Source organism: Okeania sp. KiyG1 (genome assembly GCF_014132355.1).
Taxonomy (GTDB): domain Bacteria; phylum Cyanobacteriota; class Cyanobacteriia; order Cyanobacteriales; family Microcoleaceae; genus Okeania.
Genome location: NZ_BLZO01000113.1, coordinates 68,623 through 86,138 on the forward strand (window position 1 = coordinate 68,623; position 17,516 = coordinate 86,138).

Consider the following 17,516-nt stretch of genomic DNA (forward strand, 5'->3'; position numbering starts at 1 on the left):
ATCAATATATTGATAAAGTAAAAACTGCTAATAAAGCTGGCATAAAACTAATTATACTAAAAATACATAAATTTCTATAAGCTGTAAAATATGTCAATTTATGTCGTTCAATTGTAGGAGTAAATACCGCTAAAGAAATACCCCATAGCAGCAACATTGATAGAGTAATTGTTGAATAGACTGGAAACTTTTTAAAGTTAATGATCAGGCTGCAATTGAATAAAAAATTTTCGCCCATCATTCTGAGCATATTCGTAAAACTAGATTGGGATAAAATTCTTGTTGCTGCATAAGGATAAATTTCTTGATTTTGAGAAAGAGGAATTAACACCGTGATTGATAATAATGTCAAAGAAAATAATAAACTCAATAAAGTTTGTTTGTAATCTTGATTTTTACTTATCCATAAAATAGCAATACTAGCAGGAAGTAAGGTTAACATAAATGGTTTAATTAGATATGCCAAAGCTATTACTAAACTCAAAAATATACCTTTTAACCAACCTTCTTTTGTATAAATAATAGAACTACAGCCACCATAATTACAGCAGCAGCAGATATTTCAGTCATTACCGAATGAGTCAAAACTAGAGTGTAAGGATAAATCAAGTAAATCAAAGCAGCACCAAAACCAACCCATTGATTAAATATATTTTTGCCAACTATAAATATAAGAAAAATAGTGATAATCAGTAGCAAATAATTTACAAAAATGGTGTTCTTTCATTAATGCCACCAATCAAAAAACCAACAGCTAAAATTAAAGGATAACCAGGCAAATGAGTATCCTTAGTAGGATAGCCTTTTTCGATAATACTACTAGCTAAATAATGATGACTATTAAAATCAAAATTACGCACAATATTTTGAGCAACAGTATAGTAAAGTGTTTCATCATTCCAGCGAATTTGTAAAGAAACTGGTCTCGTAGAATAAAGAGCGATCGCTATCATCATCAAAAGCAATACATAAGGATAAATATTTGTCAATAAGTTTTTACAAATTTTCATTTTTGCATAAATGAACAAGAAAAACATCTAAAATTTACAAATTTTGGTTGCATATTAGTAAGTATTCAGATATTCTAATTCAGCATTCAGCTTTTAACTTTAGATAATTATCTCTATGTTTTTTTACCTTTTTTTCAATGTAAATCCTGATCTTGAAAAATGTTTAAAATAAATAAGCTTTGTAGTGAAGAGGCTATAGAATATATATAAAAGCAAAAGTAATGCAAAAGCTCAACAGGATGAACTAGCTTGTAACTTAGGTTTTGAAAGCAAAATGACAGAATCAATAACGAAATTTAATAGCGCAGTGTTTGCCCTCAACCTGCCAGTAGATAGTTCATACTCACAGCAATGCCAGAATCAACCGGCAGAGGATGAAATAATCTTCCCTGATTCTCTGAGTCAGTCACTTGATTTATTTTACAACCTCCTAGAACCATTTTGCAGTCGTGAAGAATCTCTACTGACCATATTTTTAGCTATATACAGCATTATTTTAAGCCGCTATACTGGGCAAACAGATATTGTCATTGGCACATTGCCTATATACGATTGTCAGACACAAGAACAAGCAATGAGTTCGTGCTCAAATAGTATAGGGATTCGAGTTAGCTTTGATCCCTTAATAACGTTTCATCAGCTTCTAAAGCAGGTGCAAACAACCATTAAGCAGGCTTATACTCACCAAGACCTTTCATTTGAGAAATTCACAGATATCACAGTGAATGGCCAAAATAATCTCCTATCAAGGCCTGAGGTATTTCTAGGGTTAACAAGTTCATTTGAGCAAAGTGTTTCTGCTGAAATGAACTTGTCCCAGGCATTGTTGAATGCCAGTACAAATTATAAGATGGCGCTGTGGATGTCAAGACATCAAGAGAGACTATGTCTCCGTATAGTCTACAACAGTGTACTTTTTTCTAGCTTACGCATTAAGTCTATGCTAGACCAATTTCATACACTATTGAACCAGGCTGTTATTAAGCCAGATGATGTTATCGAATCATATTCATTAATTACATCTGAATCCCAAAAGCTTCTACCTAACCCTGGTCTTCAGATTTCGTCGCCTACGCAGAACCTAGTTGGTCAGCAATTTCTCAAGCAAGCATCTATCCATCCGAACGATCTGGCTGTTCGGCAACATGAGAAAAGTTTTACCTATGGTGAGCTTCGGCAGCGTGCTGAAGTTGTGGCGCGTGTTCTTCTGTTCGAAGGTCTTGAACAGGGAGAGGTTGTAGCGGTTTATGGAACGAGTAGCTTCGGGCTAATCACTACGGCACTAGGAGTGTTGTTAGGTGGAGGCGCTTTTTTGTTTGTTGATCCGAACCTTCCTTTGGATCGAGTGCAGGTCATGCTGCAACAGGCAACTGTTAAGTATGTGATTTTACTCTCTGGTTCCCCAATGCCTGACCTGGCTGACCTCAGCCTTCCTTATCTTTATGTAGACGCTAAAAGTGGTGAAATAGATTCATCTCACTTAACTGAACTAGCATGGACAAGAAGCCTTCCAGAAGTGCAAGCTGATGATCCTGCTTATGTGTTTTTTACATCAGGAACTACAGGAACGCCAAAAGGCATTCTTGGACTCCAAAAGTCCCTCGCCCACTTTATAAACTGGCAGCGAGAGGAGTTTTCAATTGATAAGTCAGATCGTTGCGCTCAACTAACGGCTATTTCCTTCGATGTCGTGCTTCGCGATATTTTTCTACCACTGACCAGCGGAGCTGCTCTGTGCATACCTAAGCAGTTGCAAATGTCCCCGGTTCAAATCCTAGATTGGCTGCAAGATGAACAAATTACTGTCATTCATATTGTACCTACGTTGGCACAGTTCTGGCTTGACTATGCGCCTGCAAACTTTGAATTGAACTCCTTGCGATGGGTCTTTTTTTCAGGTGAACCGCTGACTGATAAACTCCTAAGGCAATGGCACGAAACCTTAACAACTGAAGCAAAGATTATAAACCTTTATGGCCCCACAGAAACCTGTTTAGTAAAGTGTTATCACCAAGTCTCTGAAGACATCTATGCTGGAATTCAACCTATAGGAAAACCACTACCCGATGCACAAGCTCTAGTTCTATCCTCTAACGGTCGTCTCTGTGGCATCAGTGAAATCGGTGAAATTGTTATTCGTACTCCATTTAGGACGTCTGGTTACCTTCCTCTTAGTACTGATAAGAAATGTTTTGTCCCTAACCACTTCACCAAATATCCTGATGATCTGATTTACTACACAGGGGATATCGGACGTTATCATCCCCTTGGTATCCTTGAGATTTTAGGTCGTTCTGACGATCAGGTAAAAATCAATGGAATTCGGATAGAGCCAGCAGAAGTTACGGCTGTGCTTTCAAGACATTCAGATGTGCGAAATTGTGTAGTTATTCCTATTAGTTCAACTGAGCATTTACCCTATCTAGTTGCATACATTGTTACCTCAACCGAAAAGGAAGAGAGTGAATTTCAAGGCGAATTAAAGGCGTTCTTAACTCAAAAACTTCCAGCGGCATTTGTGCCCTCGGTTTTCATCTTTTTACCAGAATTACCCCGGAAGAGCAATGGTAAGGTTGATCGGCATGCGCTTCCAATTCCCAATCGACAGACTCAAGTGGCAGTGGATGAAGCACTTGCTCCCCGGAACCTTGCCGAACGTCGTCTGGCTTTGATTTGGAAAAGCATACTCAATAGAAGCTCCATCAATCTTCAGGATAACTTTTTTGACCTAGGGGAACTTCGCTGCAAGCTTTGTATTTAGTTGCCGAAATTGAGCGGCAATTTGGCTTGACCTTTTCTGTGGACGTTTTGTTTGAAGCTCCTACATTAGAGCAATTAGCTGCAAAAATTTCGACTGGAGGTGTTTCTACTGGAGCATATGTCACCTTAGTCAATGAAGGAACAAAGCCACCACTATTTTGTGTTTCTGGAACAGGTGGTCATGTTTTTCGCCTGCGCCCATTTGCTGTTCATCTAGAAACAGACCAACCTGTTTATGGTTTGCATTTCCCAGGCATTGATAGTCACGAACAACCTTGTGAGTCTGTTGAAGATGTAGCCATCGATATGATCGAAAAGATTCGGTCAAAACAACCTTATGGCCCATATTATTTGGCTGGTTACTCATATGGTGGGCTTGTCTGTTACGAGATAGCACAGCGTTTGACTAAAGCAGGCGAAAGTATAGGTTTACTTGTACTGCTGGATACATCACCTCACCTGCCGATTGTTGCAGATTACAACGAAAAACTCTTAGCCATGATTAAAGCTGAGCAAGAAGAGGAAGTCTTTGTATTTGCTCATCTCAGGAAGATTCTTGAAGCTAATGAAAATGCTGAAAGAAGATATTCTCCTCCTCTAGACATCTGTGGAAAAGTTGCATTATTTAGAACAGATCAATCCCACACAGTCCACAACTCTCCGACATTAGGTTGGGATCGTTTAGTACCTTCAGGTTTAGCAGTTTATCCAATAGAAGGAACCCATGACACTATGCTTGAAGATCCTTATGTTAAAGGACTATCAGAGAAGCTTCGTATGGCACTTTCAAAGGAGTTGAAGTGTGTAATTTAGTAGGAAATGTACAGGAACTGATATATGCTTAAAGGTTTCGTAGATTACAGAGTAGATGCAACAGTAAAGTTTGGAGGAAGTTTACTGGCCGACGAGCAAGCTTGTCGAAATACGGTTCGTGCCCTCCAATCTGCTGCACAACAAGGGAAAAGGCTCTTAGTTATACCTGGTGGGGGGCCAACAGATAATACGATTGAAGAACTTGATGCACGGACACCTTTCGTTCCAGATACCCATCATCGAGCTTGCGCCCGAGCCCAGGATCAAACCGGACTAATGATTTCTGATCCTTGTTTTTCTGACGGACTCCGGGCTGTTGAAACATTGGAGGAGATGAGACACACGTTAGAGGAAGGATTAGTTCCGGTACTTTTGCCGTCACGCCTCATCTTTGCTCTCGATCCGTTTGAACGGACATGGGAGATTACTTCTGATGCAATGGCTGTTTGGTTTGCTTGGTTGGTTCGCTGTAATTTGACACTGATTTTGACTAATGTTGATGGTGTTTATCGAGACGGCAAGATTGGCTCGGAGACTCATTTACTTCACGAAATCTCTGCCTCTGAGTTGGCACAAATGGGGCATACAGCTGTAGATGCATGTACACCAGCGTTCCTAGTTGAGAATTGTCTTGATTGCTGGATTCTCAATGGAAAATATCCAGACCGCATTACCCAACTTCTAGTTGATGAAATTAAGCCAGTGGGGACTTTTGTCAAAGGAGGTCAGAATGGTTAAGCCTCTCTTTGATTCTGATGATTTAGGGCTAGTTGTATTCTCACCAGACGCGGCCAGAAGCCGTTTGATTGGCTCGCTGGAAAGGGAAATTGCTTCCCTAACAGGATGTGTACCCGTCTTACGTCGGTGGTTTTGCCATACACCTGCTAGTATTGAAGCCTTTTACAGAGTAAGCATTCCAAACAATACTCCCCACTGGCATCTAGTTTCGGCCTTGTTTAACTCAGGGCCTTCTCTAGCAGTAATTTGGCGAGGAGAAGATGCCATATCCAAGCTAGGTGCAGTAAAGGGTAGTAGCCATCCTGCCGAGGCAAAGTCAACTTCTATTCGTAGCCGTTACTGGTGCGATAATCCAGTGATGAATTTAATTCACGTCAGCGATGATCGAGAAACTGCCATCAATGAGATTGGGATTATTCAGACCTGTGCAGGAGAATTGGAAATCAATGATCAGCTGCTTGAATGTCTTCCGGAAGATCACACTATAACTATTTCCCGTGTCGAACATTCTGGAGTTCTAGTATTTCTCCGTGTAGTGCAATACCTTGTTGAGTCCTATACCAATATTAGACTAGAAAAGATTGAGCTTCCTGAGAGTGGTTCAGCTAAACTATCCCAATCTATTGCACGGACTAAGCTAGAAGAATATGCTGATGCTTATCAGGATGTATCTGCATGTATTCAGCTTTTTCTAGAGGGATCATCCGATACAATTAGTCACCTAGAATCCCTAGTTCCCTTGACTGCATGGGACAAATTAGCGGTTTCTTGCGGTGTTGTTGCCCGTAGGCAATGGAATCGTTCTTCACTTTGGGAAACGATTGAAAGCATCCGTTCAATATTATTGGCAGAGCATCAATGGATATTTAGCGGCAGTGCTGCACTGCAATACATGGTTTTAAATGTAAGCCGAATGATATAGATATCTGGTGTTCCAGAAAAGCATTTCAGACCATTAGTAATTTACTAGGTATCGAGAAAACACCCTATTCGGTTGCAGGCTTACATGGTGAAGCGATCAAGTGGCTGCATTGTGGCTGGGAAGTTGAGATTGTGAGTCCTCTCATCAACGCTGAAGGGATCGTTATCGGTGTTGATGATCGAATGTTGGTAAAGGCAAGCCCAAATAGACAAACTGAATCTATTGAAGACTTAGTAGCAGAGTTGTTATTGCTGCGACGTCCAGAGCCCAAGGCCGACTTAAAAAGAGCATTAAGTATACTTACTGTCCATGGAAAAATGATTGACCATGATTATCTATCTTGGCGCTTAAACGAGTGGAATGTACCGGAAAGCTTAATCAAGCTAACTCACCAAAATAAAATAATAAATTGACCAAGGAAGTAAATCCTATGAAAGTCAAGCTCAACAGCTTATTAAAGAGTATTTTTACCTGATAAACTCGTGATTTCAAAGACCATTTAATGTCACTGATAAAGTACACTGAAAAATAATAGGAGAAACAGAAAATGGCACACCAAACCTTATTCAGAAGCGAAGAAGTATCAAATATAAAGATGGTCAGCGGTGACGGGATATATCTTCTTGATGAAAAAGGCAAAAGATATATAGATACGGCTGCAGGAACGTTTAATTTGTCTTTAGGATATAGTAACCAAGAAGTTATTAAAGCAGCTTTTTCCCAAGCCAGCCATCTATTGCATTGCACCTCTTCTTTTACCACTGATCCAATCGATAATCTGGCAATCAAGCTAGTTGAGACAAGTCCCACTAACTTGAAGATTGCTCATACAAAAGTATCAAGCGGTTCTGTAGCTATAGAAGGTGCGATCAAGTTAGCACAATATTACACTGGCAAAAAGGAAGTAATCTGCTTTCATCGATCTCATCATGGTCAAACTATTCATACAATGGCTATGTCGGGATTTAGTTTTAGGAATAAGCCTTTTCAATTTTCTAAAGATGGAATTCATCACGTACCGTACCCCTATTACTATCGTTCTCCTAATAAAACGCTAGAACAGGTCGATGATGAGGTACTTGCCTATATTGAAAATACAGTTGAATACTCATCACATGACCAAATTTCTGCAATTGTTATGGAGCCTATATTAGGTCTCGGTGGTAATGTGATCCCAAGCAGACAGTTTTTAGTCAATCTCAGAGACTACTGCAACAAGAAGGGTATTGTTCTGATATTTGACGAAATTCAAACTGGCGTTGGTCGCACTGGCTTCATGTATGCTAGCGAGCATTTTGGTGTACAGCCGGATATCATGGCGGTATCTAAAGGTCTTGGAGGTACAGGATTTCAAATTTCGGCTATCCTGATGGAAGAGAAATTCAATGGAATGCCAGCAGATCATCACTCTTTCACCTATGGCTCAAATTTGATGAGCAGCGCTGCTGCAGTAAAAACGCTTGAAATAATTAGCCAGGCATCATTTTTGGAGAATGTTCAAGTTCAGGGACTTTATATTAATCAACGGCTGAACAAAATGCGGGATAAGTATGATTTTATTGGTGATGTTAGAGGAGTAGGCTTGATGATAGGTGTTGAAGTCGTGAAAGATAAGGCAAGCAGAGAGCCAGATGTAAGCTTAACGAATAGGATTAAGAAAGTGGCTCTAGCCCATGGTTTAATCGTGAGAACCTCTGGATATGGAAGAGGCAATGTATTTAAAATCAGACCTTCACTGAATATCACCGGATCTGAGTCGAAAGAAATCTGTGATATTCTAGATTCTGTAATGGCAGAAATAGATTCGAGCTTGTGAGAAACAGGATCGAATGTACAGAGACTATTCTCCGTCACAAGCTATGAAAAAAAATGTTAGCTATAGACAAGAAAGAGTCCTTGAAATTTTGCCCTAACCTTAAATGATATTGGAGGTTACTAAAATGGGATTGGTTATTTTTGACTTAGATGAAACAATAGTCAGTCTTGATACGGATGTGGCTTGGAGTGACTACCTCATCAAACATAACCGCGTAGAGGATATAAACTCATTCAAACAAGAAAAAGAAACCTACTATCAAGCTTATTTGAGTGGAAATTTAGATATTCATCGATATCTCAGCGAGTTTGTTCTAAAAAATCTCAAGAAACATTCCCTCGATACACTACTTGAATGGCGTGAGCATTACATAAAGGAGATGATCCAGCCATTTGTGCTCTCCAAAGCGATTGACTGTATGCATAAACATAGTGAAAGTGGGGACTATACGATGATCCTCTCAGGGACTAACGATTTTCTCGTTGCAGGCACAAGTGAGCTGTTTCCTGTGAATTTTTGGGTGGCAACACGATTAGAGAAAGTAGGGGAGCGTTTTACTGGAAATGTAATCGGCGAGCCTTTATCTGGAATAGTTAAGTTGCAATGGCTCAAAAGTTGGTTGTTAGAACATTCGGAATTTTGCTTAGAAGAAACAACCTACTATAACAATTCTCATAATGACTTGACTTTCATGAGTACAGTGGGCTACCCAGTGGCTGTTGACCCAGATAATAAGCTTCAAGCCCATGCGGAAACACATAAGTGGCCCATAGTAACTTTTCGTTAATTCATTACGAGAGTATACTCATGCCATCATCCCTAGTCTGCTTGAGCTGTTTGATAAGGCCACCCACCTTGTGCAATTTTTCTACCAAAGAACACCAATCTTCAACAATTAATAATGAATAATGAATAATGAATAATTACCTCTCCTTGAAACGGATAGGATTGACAAAGAGATGAAAATTTTTCTTCTCTTGGTCGATTGGATATGGCGCAGGTTTCGGAGCCATCCCATCCTAACGGACTGCTCCGCAAACGACCGCTTATTATCCCCGAGCAAGGGGAGGCGCATACCCACAATTTTTCGGTAAACCTGTCGTACTCTCTTATGGAATACAGTAATTATCAGAGCTTTCTTTCGTTCGGTGACGAACTTATCTCTCAAACCCGTGAGCTAGTTTTATCCTTATGGAAACAGGATAGGATTCAGGCAGATTTAAAAGCGGATGCTACTCCAGTAAGTGAAATTGACCTTAGATGCGAAGAGTTTGTCCGCACCCGTATCCTAGAGCATTTCCCACACCATGGTGTGATCGGAGAAGAATTTGGTAGCGAAAACGAAGATGCTGAGTTTGTCTGGACGATTGATCCCATTGATGGCACGCAAAACTTAATCAACCGTATTCCCACGTTCGCGACTATCCTCGGGGTCATGTACCGCCGACGTCCGGTTTTTGGTTGGATAGACCATCCCGTCTTGGGAGAATCGTTAAGGGGTGGAGTTGGCGTCGGTACTTTTCATAACGGCAGGAGGGTCTTCCTCGATGATAATCTAGAGACGCTGACACCTAAAGATATCATCGGAGCTAATTGCCCTGCCACTTTTGAGCAAGGCGGTCATTTAGAGGTTCTTTGGAAAATTCTCAAGTTTCATCCCCACGTCCGAATGTACTATGACGCTTATGCTCACACCCTTTCAGTGTTAGGCTCCCTCGCCGTCATGGTGGAGTATAACGTCAAGGTTTGGGACATCTCAGCTACGCAGGCGCTGATTGAAGGAGCTGGTGGGGTTTACCGTCAGCTTGGACGAGACCTAGACGCTAAACCTCACACTTTGTATCATGCAGCGTTTGGAAAGAAGCGTGCGGTAGAGTTGATCTCAGAAGCAATTTTAGGAGGTTGTTAACGAAATCAGAAGTCAGAAGCGAGTGTGTAATTCTGAGGTCCCCTACGGGGCGCCTACTGTGCGGAAGTAATTCCGCACACAGCCCCTCCATAATGTAAGACACACTTCATTACAGTCAGAAGTTATTTTTGTAACGGGGATTTGAGCTCCGCTCCAAAAATATTGCGCCTTAATAAGGTGGGTTTTATACCCATGTTATTTTGATAAAGGATAGTGTAGTTCTCAAATATGTTCAAACTGTGGGCATCAACAGAAAATGCCGTTGCACTTGAGAACTTATGTTAGCGCAGCTTTGCGGAGCGCAAATGTAGTGAATGCGGCTTTGAAGCTGATAGAGAGTGCGTTTACGGAGCATGACCTAGGAAACGCTGCTATCAACTTGAAACACTATGTGAATCAGTAGCTTGAGTTTCAAGGAATTTTAAGCCTGCTCTCGAAGATAAGTTACAGACTGCGGTCGGTGGTCTTCAGTGTTTGCGCAGCATTGCGTCAGCAAAGCAGGAAGCTAGCTCCAAAGCTTATGTAACCATGTATGGGTAAGTTTGGGTAAGTTTAGTATAACGGCGATTCTTCCAACTACATCCTCTATAATTCCCATTTCTCCTGACTCGGTCTTCCTGACTCCTCCCCTTACCACTCATACTTTTTCAGCAAATCCTAAGTATTTCAACAATTGGCTTCATTCAAACAAACCTTTCAAACATCCTCTTCCATGGAAAATCCCTTATTGACTAACGAAAGAGAAGTAATAGTAGAACGTGATGAATTCAGTTATTGGTTAGCAATCACAGCGCTGATACTTAGTCTAATATCCTTTTCTTTTGTGCCATTACTGATTCGATGGTGTGAAATCGAACTAAGCCCAGAAGCCACCATTTTCAATCGCTGCTGGATTACGACTTTAATCTTGGCAATTTGGCAAGGATTTCGTATCATCATCTGTCACTTTAAAACTCAGCAATCTGTCCCTGAACGACAACAAATTCCCAGAAACTTGCTATCGCAGATCCCCAACAAAACTCAAACTTATCAAATATATTTGATTTGGGGGGTTACTATAACTTCTTTTACAATTAATCTTGTTATATTGTGTTGGGCCCTGACTCAGACAAGTGTGGCAAATTCCTCCTTGATGCATAACCTTACACCCATGTTCACTACTTTAGGAAGTTGGTTGATTTTTAAAACTCAATTTAACCGCAGATTTTTGATCGGAGTAGTTATTGCTGTAGGAGGAGCAATCATCCTCAGTATCAATGATTTTCAATTGGATCCTCACAAGATACAAGGTGATATTTTAGCCCTGATTTCAGCAGTAGCCCTCGCCACTTATTTAATGGTTGTAGAAAGGCTGCGGTCTCAGGTTAGCAGTCTAACAATCTTGTTTTGGTGTTCCTTGGCTGGGACTATTCTAACATTAATAGTGACGCTTACGTTGGGGGAAAAACTGTTTCCAGTCTCATCCCAGGGTTGGTTCACTGTGGTCGCATTGGTAATCGCTGGTTCTCTGCTTGGTATGGGCCTCATGTCCTATAGTCTTCGTACAGTTTCAGCAAGTTTAGTGGCCTTAATATTTTTGCTCGATCCAATATTAACAGCGAGCGCTGCCTGGTTTGCCTTTGGAGAAACACTGAATTTCTGGAATGGAGTGTCATTTGCTATTATTATATTTGGAGTTTATCTAGGCTTAAAAGCAAAACCAGATAGAACCGACAATTAATTCCTCGTCGCTAATTCTACCCACACCATATTTACCTCACGGGGTGACAAGCACTTCAAAGCTATTGTGGGATAAGGATTTCAGCCTACATTCCGCACTTAAAAATGTAGTACAAAATAGGCGTAAAACTAGAGAAGCTGTAATGAGCGTGCCAACTCATCTGTAATGTAGTCTAGGAGTAAACTTGAGCATATCCAACCCCCTTCATTCACCCCAACATCTCTTCGACTTCAATCTTCAATCCCACATTCCGCAGATATTGAAGCAGATTTTATAATTATGAATTTTGTTAAGTATAAAGGCTGAAATGATTGTCTGGTAATTAGGGCTTGCTGATTAATTATCAAACCTACATTCCGCACGACAAAACGTAGTATAAAAAATTAGGAGTCAGAATCCAGAATTCAGAATTCAGGAGAAAATAATAACGTAGAAATTGAGTATTTATGCTTAATATTTTCCCAAAAATTTGACTCTTAAGAAAGGTTAATGAAGATAATTTATACAGTATAAATACTTAGCAAAGCTGTTATTTTTATACTACTTTTAATGTTACAAATTGACGTGCGGAATGTGGGATTAAAAGTAGTATATAAATCCGTAGTTTTGTAAGTATTTATACTATGCAAATCATCTCAATTACTTTTTTCGTTGATCAAATTCTGATTAAAAATTTACGCATAAATACTTGCTATATTTGATTACTCAATCACGGCAGCTATGATTTTCTTCTCAAATTCTGTCTCCTGTCTCCTGTCTCCTGACTCCTTCTTCGGTTGCTACATTTTGTGGTGCGAAATGTGGGATCAAACCATTTACAAGTAAAAGTTTGAGCCTTCTTAGATTCCCAAAAAGTGCGCTGGTTTTAGTCTAAAACCTTCAAAAAGTTAGCATAAAGGGCAAACTAAGGACAGAAAAATTGAGGGACAAAACTTAGCTCCTACCTCCTTGCTCATTCCCATTTCTCCCCTCCACGGTCGGGGTTAGGGGTGGGTTGTCTCCTGTCTCCTGTCTCCTACCTCTACTAAAAGACTAGTGAAGCGCAAACCCTAATTATTTCAGGCTATTGAAGAGAGTTTTTTTTTTGAATTTACTCATCTTAACAGTATTTGTTTCGATAAATTTTTAGAATTATTTGCAGAAAAGTAACAGTAATGAAGTTCACATAATTCAGCTAGATAATGGTGCTTTACATAAAGCATTAACATTAAATATTCCTGAGAATATAGTTTTACTATTTCAACCCACTTATAGCCCACAAGTTAACCCAATAGAAAGGTTATGGCAATACATTAAGGAAGATTTTAAGTGGATTAATTTTGGCAGCATAGAGGATTTACAAAATGCTCTAACTAAAAGTTTAAACAAATTAACCCAAAAAGTAATAGCTCGAATAACTGGCTGGGAATTTATTGTTGATGCTTTATAAATGGCCAATATTTAGGCAGCGTTCGCGGAGCGTTGCGGAGCGCAAATCGCCTTTCAGTATCCAATATTTAGGGCTTGCTGATTAAATCTCAAAGCATTGACATATAAAGACTTTAGCCTTTTTGTGGCCTTTAAAAAGTGCCTGGTATCACGTCTAAAACGCTCAAAAAGTTAGTATTTTAGGCGCATAGTTGAGCAGAACAATCTTTGGACAAAACTTAGCTCCTACCTCCTCTATAATTCCCCGTTCCTCCTGTCTCCTGTCTTTCCCCTCCACGGTCGGGGTTAGGGGTGGGTTGTCTCCTGTCTTCTACCCCTACTAAAAGACTAGTGAAGCGCAAACCCTATTTAAAAAGTGATCGCACCAAAGTATTTGTAACATTCTTTTTTCAAAATGGTATAACAGATAAGCAGTCGCTGACTGCTGAATGCTTACATACAAACTAAATACAATATCATGGGAAAGGCTAAATCTAAATCTGACTTACCAACCAAAATATGCCCTGTATGTAATCGTCCTTTTACCTGGCGAAAAAAATGGGCTGAGTGTTGGGATCAAGTCAAATATTGTTCTGAAAGGTGTCGGCGACGCAAATCAAATATTGACAAACAAATTGACATATAACCTCATACCTAAGTTTAATGATTCTGTAATTAATCACAACAAAAAATGCAACCAAAACTAATTATTCACGGCGGTGCAGGTAGCTCCCTTAAGCAAAAAGGAGGATTAGAAACAGTCCGTAAATCTCTCCATAAAATAGTAGATGAATTACATAACTTGCTTCTGAGCGATACAAAAGCCATTGATGTAGTTGTCCGTGGTTGTCAACTATTAGAAGATGACCCCATATTTAATGCTGGGACTGGTTCAGTCCTACAATCTGATGGCCAAATTCGGATGAGTGCTTCCTTGATGGATGGTTTAAATAATCGGTTTAGTGGGGCGATCAATGTCTCCCGGATTAAAAACCCCATTGAGTTGGCCAAAGCACTGCAAACATCACCTGATCGCGTATTATCAGACAATGGAGCTGCTGAGTTTGTGCGGGAACTACAAATGCCCGTTTACAACCCCCTCACAGATAAACGATTAAACGAATGGCTAGAAGACCGCAAACAAGGCTTTAGAAGAAAGATGGCCAATGTCGTGGCAGAATCTGCAGGTACTGGCACTATCGGAGTGGTAGTCTTAGATAAAGAAGGAAGATTAGCTGCGGGTACCTCTACTGGTGGGAAAGGTTTTGAAAAGATTGGTCGTGTAAGTGATTCGGCCATGCCAGCCGGAAATTATGCCACTGGCAGTGCTGGAGTTAGTTGTACCGGCATTGGAGAAGATATTATTGATGAATGTTTGGCTGCCAAAATTGTGATTCGGGTGACAGATGGTTTTTCACTCAAAGCAGCTTTTGAACGTTCATTTGCTGAAGCACACGAACATCAGAGGGACTTAGGAGCGATCGCTATTGATGCCAACGGCATAATTGCTTGGGGAAAAACTTGCGATGTCATTTTGGCAGCTTTTCACGATGGGCAAAAAATTGGTGATAGCTTAGAAGCAGCAAAAGGGACATTAATTTTTACTGCTGAATAATTCATAATTGGGGGCAGTTGCCCTACGCAATCTAATATTTATTTGAAAAATACTCTCTAACTCCTTTAGGTCGCCAAAGATAATGCTTCATAGTCTGACTCTGAAGCAATTATTTATTCAGTATTTAACCAGACATGATATGACGATTAGCTAAACCTTATATAACAAAATAAATAAGTATATTCCCCTGGTTGAAACTGATTAAGTAGTTGTATATAAACTAGCATTGAGCGATCGGCTTTTGTAGGTAGCCAAAGATAATGCTCTCTAGTCTGGCTCTGAAGCAATGATTTATTCAGTATTTAATCAGAAATGATATGACGGTTAGCTAAACTTTCATATAACAAAATAAATAAGTATATTAGGCTTTTGTAGGTAGCCAAAGATAATGCTACCCAGTCTGAATTTGATATAACAAAATAAATAAGTATATTCCCCTGGTTGAAACTGATTAAGTAATTGTATATAAACTAGCATTGAGAGATAGGTTTTTGTAGGTAGCCAAAGATAATGCTCTCTAGTCTGACTCTGAAGCAATTATTTATTCAGTATTTAACCAGACATGATATGACGGTTAGCTAAACTTTATATAACAAAATAAATAAGTATATTCCCTGGTTGAAACTGATTAAGTAATTGTATATAAACTAGCATTTAGCGATAGGTTTTTGTTTGTTTATTTTTAAAAATAAGTAAAGCATAAATTTTATATTCTATGCTTTTTGGAGTAAAATTAATAGTGTATATTATGAATTTCTATATACTTTACTCTGAAAATTAGCATTGAAAAACTAAATATGAACACAAGAAACTTTAATATTTGTAAATAATCATCAGGTGTGAATATCATAATCACCCACTTGGAGGAAGCATTCGAGTTGTTGTCTGTCTTAAGATTAAAATTTATAAATAATTGAGAAGAGGCTAGTACTTTACTCTCTAATATATTTGGCTTAGTAATGCTGATAAACATTACAGTTAAAAAATTTGTCTATATAATAGAAAAGGCTAATAAATCAACATCTATCTACGATCCAAATTTAAGGAAAAAATTCCAATGTCTACCATCAATATCTACCAATCCTTATCTACCAAAAAATCTATCGAATTCTTTGATTTTTCGACAGAGCCAAAAACAGAGCAACAAATAGTCTTTATAGACTCTCATGTTGAGAATTATCAGGGTTTAGCTACAGGAGTTTTGTCAGGGACAAAAGTAGTTATTCTTCAGCCCAATGACAATGGTATTGAGCAGATTACCAAAGTTATCAAAAAATATCCTCAGATATCATCCATACATATAGTTTCTCATGGTTCTCCAGGCTGTTTAGAATTGGGTAATAGCCAATTAAATATTGAAAGTATTAATAATAGTTATGCTGAAGAGTTAGAAACTTGGTCCGTTACTAATATATTGCTCTATGGTTGTAGTGTCGCGGCCTCTGATGTAGGTAGAAAATTTTTGGAAAAGCTGCATCAGCTAACAGGGGCAAATATTGCGGCTTCTGCTAGACCTACAGGTAGTGCTGCTTTGGGTGGTGACTGGGAGTTAGAGGTTACTAGAGGGAATATAGATGTAAAATTGCCGTTTGAGGTGGAGGCGATCGGAGCTTACAATCACGTTTTGCCGATCTTTGATTGGAATGACATTGACTGGCCAGCTCCCAACACTCCAGGTTTACCTGGTACAGATCCCAATAACTACGATCATACTGAAGTTTATACAAATGTTAATGGCAGTGGTGTTGATGTTACAATTCGGATTGTAGCTGATGATGGCATTATCATGGAAAGTACAGGTCTGACTGGCCCGAATCCGGTTCCGACTCCTGATGACTTTCCTTTTTTTGAAGGTGGTACGGGCACTACTCAAAATGCATTAAATTTCACGATTAATCCCGAAGATGGTAGCAGAGGTGATGGTGTTACTCTGATAGCAACATTTTCTGAAGCAATAAATAACGTTCAATTACAAGTTCATGATATAGATGAACAATCTGAGAGGATACCACAATGGATAGATGAAGTAGTACTTGGTGGAACAAGTGCTTCTGGTGCAAGCATAATACCAGAGCTAATCAGCGTAGATCCTGATCCAAGTTATAGGATAGATCAGAGCTTAGGTGTAGTAACAGGTGAAGATGTTTCTCCAAGTACAGGACCAGGTTCAGGCAAAGGAACTGTTACTGGTTATTTTGATGAACCAATAACAGAGTTTAGACTAACATTTCGTGATAATGAGAATGCAGCGGTTGATCCACCCCGTCATACTATTGCCTTACTAAGTAATTTTAGCTTTGACACTAATATCAGCATTACTCCGCCTACCATTACATTAGTTGAAGGAGACAGTGGAACTACAAACTACGAGTATACAGTTACTTTATCCGAAGCAGTCTTTACTCCTGTTGTCGTTGACTACAGTGTTAATGATGGCACAGCTACTGTTGCTGATAGTGACTACATAGATAATGATGGTTTTTTAACCTTTGCGCCGGGAGAGACAAGTAAAACTATAACTGTACAATCTCAGGGTGATACAACACCAGAACCTGATGAACAGTTTACTGTGATTCTTAATGATGCTCAGTATAGAGACAACATAAGTAACGCTTCTCTTGGAGGGGTGACAATTACGACAGCTTCTGCTATTGGTATTATTGAGGATGATGATAATAACCCCCCCACAGCCCAAAACGACAGTGAAACCACAGCAGCTGACACAGTCCTCAACAGCGAAAACGTACTTTTAGACAACGGCAACGGAATAGACAGCGACCCAGACGCCAACGACACCCTCACAGTC

Annotated in this window: 16 protein-coding genes; 13 read left to right on the plus strand and 3 right to left on the minus strand. The window is 39.5% G+C overall.

Going from position 1 to position 17,516, the window contains the following annotated elements; all coding sequences use genetic code 11:
• Position 1: 1 nt before the first annotated feature.
• Genes SAGCYANO_RS26630 through SAGCYANO_RS26640 form a run of 3 tightly spaced genes read right to left on the minus strand, consistent with a single transcriptional unit; the run spans position 2 to position 1,010 of the window.
• Entirely contained in the window at positions 2–484 is a 483-nt protein-coding gene (locus SAGCYANO_RS26630) for a hypothetical protein (RefSeq protein WP_202222830.1), read from the minus strand.
• 11 nt (positions 485–495) lie between these two features.
• Positions 496–699 carry a hypothetical protein gene (locus SAGCYANO_RS26635; protein WP_202222831.1) on the minus strand — a complete coding sequence of 68 codons (204 nt, stop codon included), beginning with the start codon at positions 697–699 and terminating at the stop codon, positions 496–498.
• A gap of 5 nt (positions 700–704) precedes the next feature.
• Positions 705–1,010: a hypothetical protein gene (locus tag SAGCYANO_RS26640; RefSeq protein WP_202222832.1), complete on the minus strand. Its 306-nt coding sequence runs from the start codon at positions 1,008–1,010 to the stop codon at positions 705–707.
• Positions 1,011–1,284: 274 nt separating this feature from the next.
• On the opposite strand from SAGCYANO_RS26640, the gene SAGCYANO_RS26645 reads away from it, so the two are divergent.
• The 13 genes from SAGCYANO_RS26645 to SAGCYANO_RS26705 all read left to right on the plus strand — a co-directional run.
• The gene (locus tag SAGCYANO_RS26645; protein WP_202222833.1) at positions 1,285–3,771 is read left to right on the plus strand and encodes an amino acid adenylation domain-containing protein; all 2,487 of its coding nucleotides are present in this window, start codon (positions 1,285–1,287) and stop codon (positions 3,769–3,771) included.
• Positions 3,762–4,583, plus strand: a complete 822-nt coding sequence (locus SAGCYANO_RS26650) for a non-ribosomal peptide synthetase (RefSeq protein ID WP_202222834.1) — start codon at positions 3,762–3,764, stop codon at positions 4,581–4,583. Before SAGCYANO_RS26645 ends, SAGCYANO_RS26650 begins: the two co-directional genes overlap by 10 nt.
• Positions 4,584–4,607: 24 nt before the next feature.
• The gene (locus SAGCYANO_RS26655) at positions 4,608–5,321 is read left to right on the plus strand and encodes a hypothetical protein (protein ID WP_202222835.1); all 714 of its coding nucleotides are present in this window, start codon (positions 4,608–4,610) and stop codon (positions 5,319–5,321) included.
• Positions 5,314–6,243, plus strand: a complete 930-nt coding sequence (locus SAGCYANO_RS26660) for a nucleoside-diphosphate kinase (RefSeq protein ID WP_202222836.1) — start codon at positions 5,314–5,316, stop codon at positions 6,241–6,243. The genes SAGCYANO_RS26655 and SAGCYANO_RS26660 overlap by 8 nt, the downstream gene beginning before the upstream one ends.
• A 182-nt stretch (positions 6,244–6,425) precedes the next feature.
• Positions 6,426–6,656: a hypothetical protein gene (locus SAGCYANO_RS26665; RefSeq protein ID WP_202222837.1), complete on the plus strand. Its 231-nt coding sequence runs from the start codon at positions 6,426–6,428 to the stop codon at positions 6,654–6,656.
• 134 nt (positions 6,657–6,790) lie between these two features.
• Complete coding sequence (locus tag SAGCYANO_RS26670; protein WP_202222838.1) at positions 6,791–8,059, plus strand: aspartate aminotransferase family protein; 1,269 nt, start codon at positions 6,791–6,793, stop codon at positions 8,057–8,059.
• Between the two features lie 124 nt (positions 8,060–8,183).
• Positions 8,184–8,846, plus strand: a complete 663-nt coding sequence (locus tag SAGCYANO_RS26675) for an HAD family phosphatase (RefSeq protein ID WP_202222839.1) — start codon at positions 8,184–8,186, stop codon at positions 8,844–8,846.
• A 324-nt stretch (positions 8,847–9,170) separates the two neighbouring features.
• Positions 9,171–9,968 carry an inositol monophosphatase family protein gene (locus SAGCYANO_RS26680; RefSeq protein ID WP_237396719.1) on the plus strand — a complete coding sequence of 266 codons (798 nt, stop codon included), beginning with the start codon at positions 9,171–9,173 and terminating at the stop codon, positions 9,966–9,968.
• A 727-nt stretch (positions 9,969–10,695) separates the two neighbouring features.
• Positions 10,696–11,688 carry a DMT family transporter gene (locus SAGCYANO_RS26685; RefSeq protein WP_202222841.1) on the plus strand — a complete coding sequence of 331 codons (993 nt, stop codon included), beginning with the start codon at positions 10,696–10,698 and terminating at the stop codon, positions 11,686–11,688.
• Positions 11,689–12,823: 1,135 nt separating this feature from the next.
• Positions 12,824–13,117, plus strand: coding sequence for a transposase (locus SAGCYANO_RS26690; protein WP_202222842.1), 294 nt, complete (start codon positions 12,824–12,826; stop codon positions 13,115–13,117).
• A gap of 456 nt (positions 13,118–13,573) precedes the next feature.
• Entirely contained in the window at positions 13,574–13,741 is a 168-nt protein-coding gene (locus SAGCYANO_RS26695) for a DUF2256 domain-containing protein (RefSeq protein WP_202222843.1), read from the plus strand.
• A gap of 45 nt (positions 13,742–13,786) precedes the next feature.
• Entirely contained in the window at positions 13,787–14,710 is a 924-nt protein-coding gene (locus SAGCYANO_RS26700) for an isoaspartyl peptidase/L-asparaginase (protein ID WP_202222844.1), read from the plus strand.
• A gap of 1,057 nt (positions 14,711–15,767) precedes the next feature.
• Positions 15,768–17,516: DUF4347 domain-containing protein (locus tag SAGCYANO_RS26705; protein WP_202222845.1), on the plus strand; the 1,749-nt coding region annotated here is incomplete at its 3' end.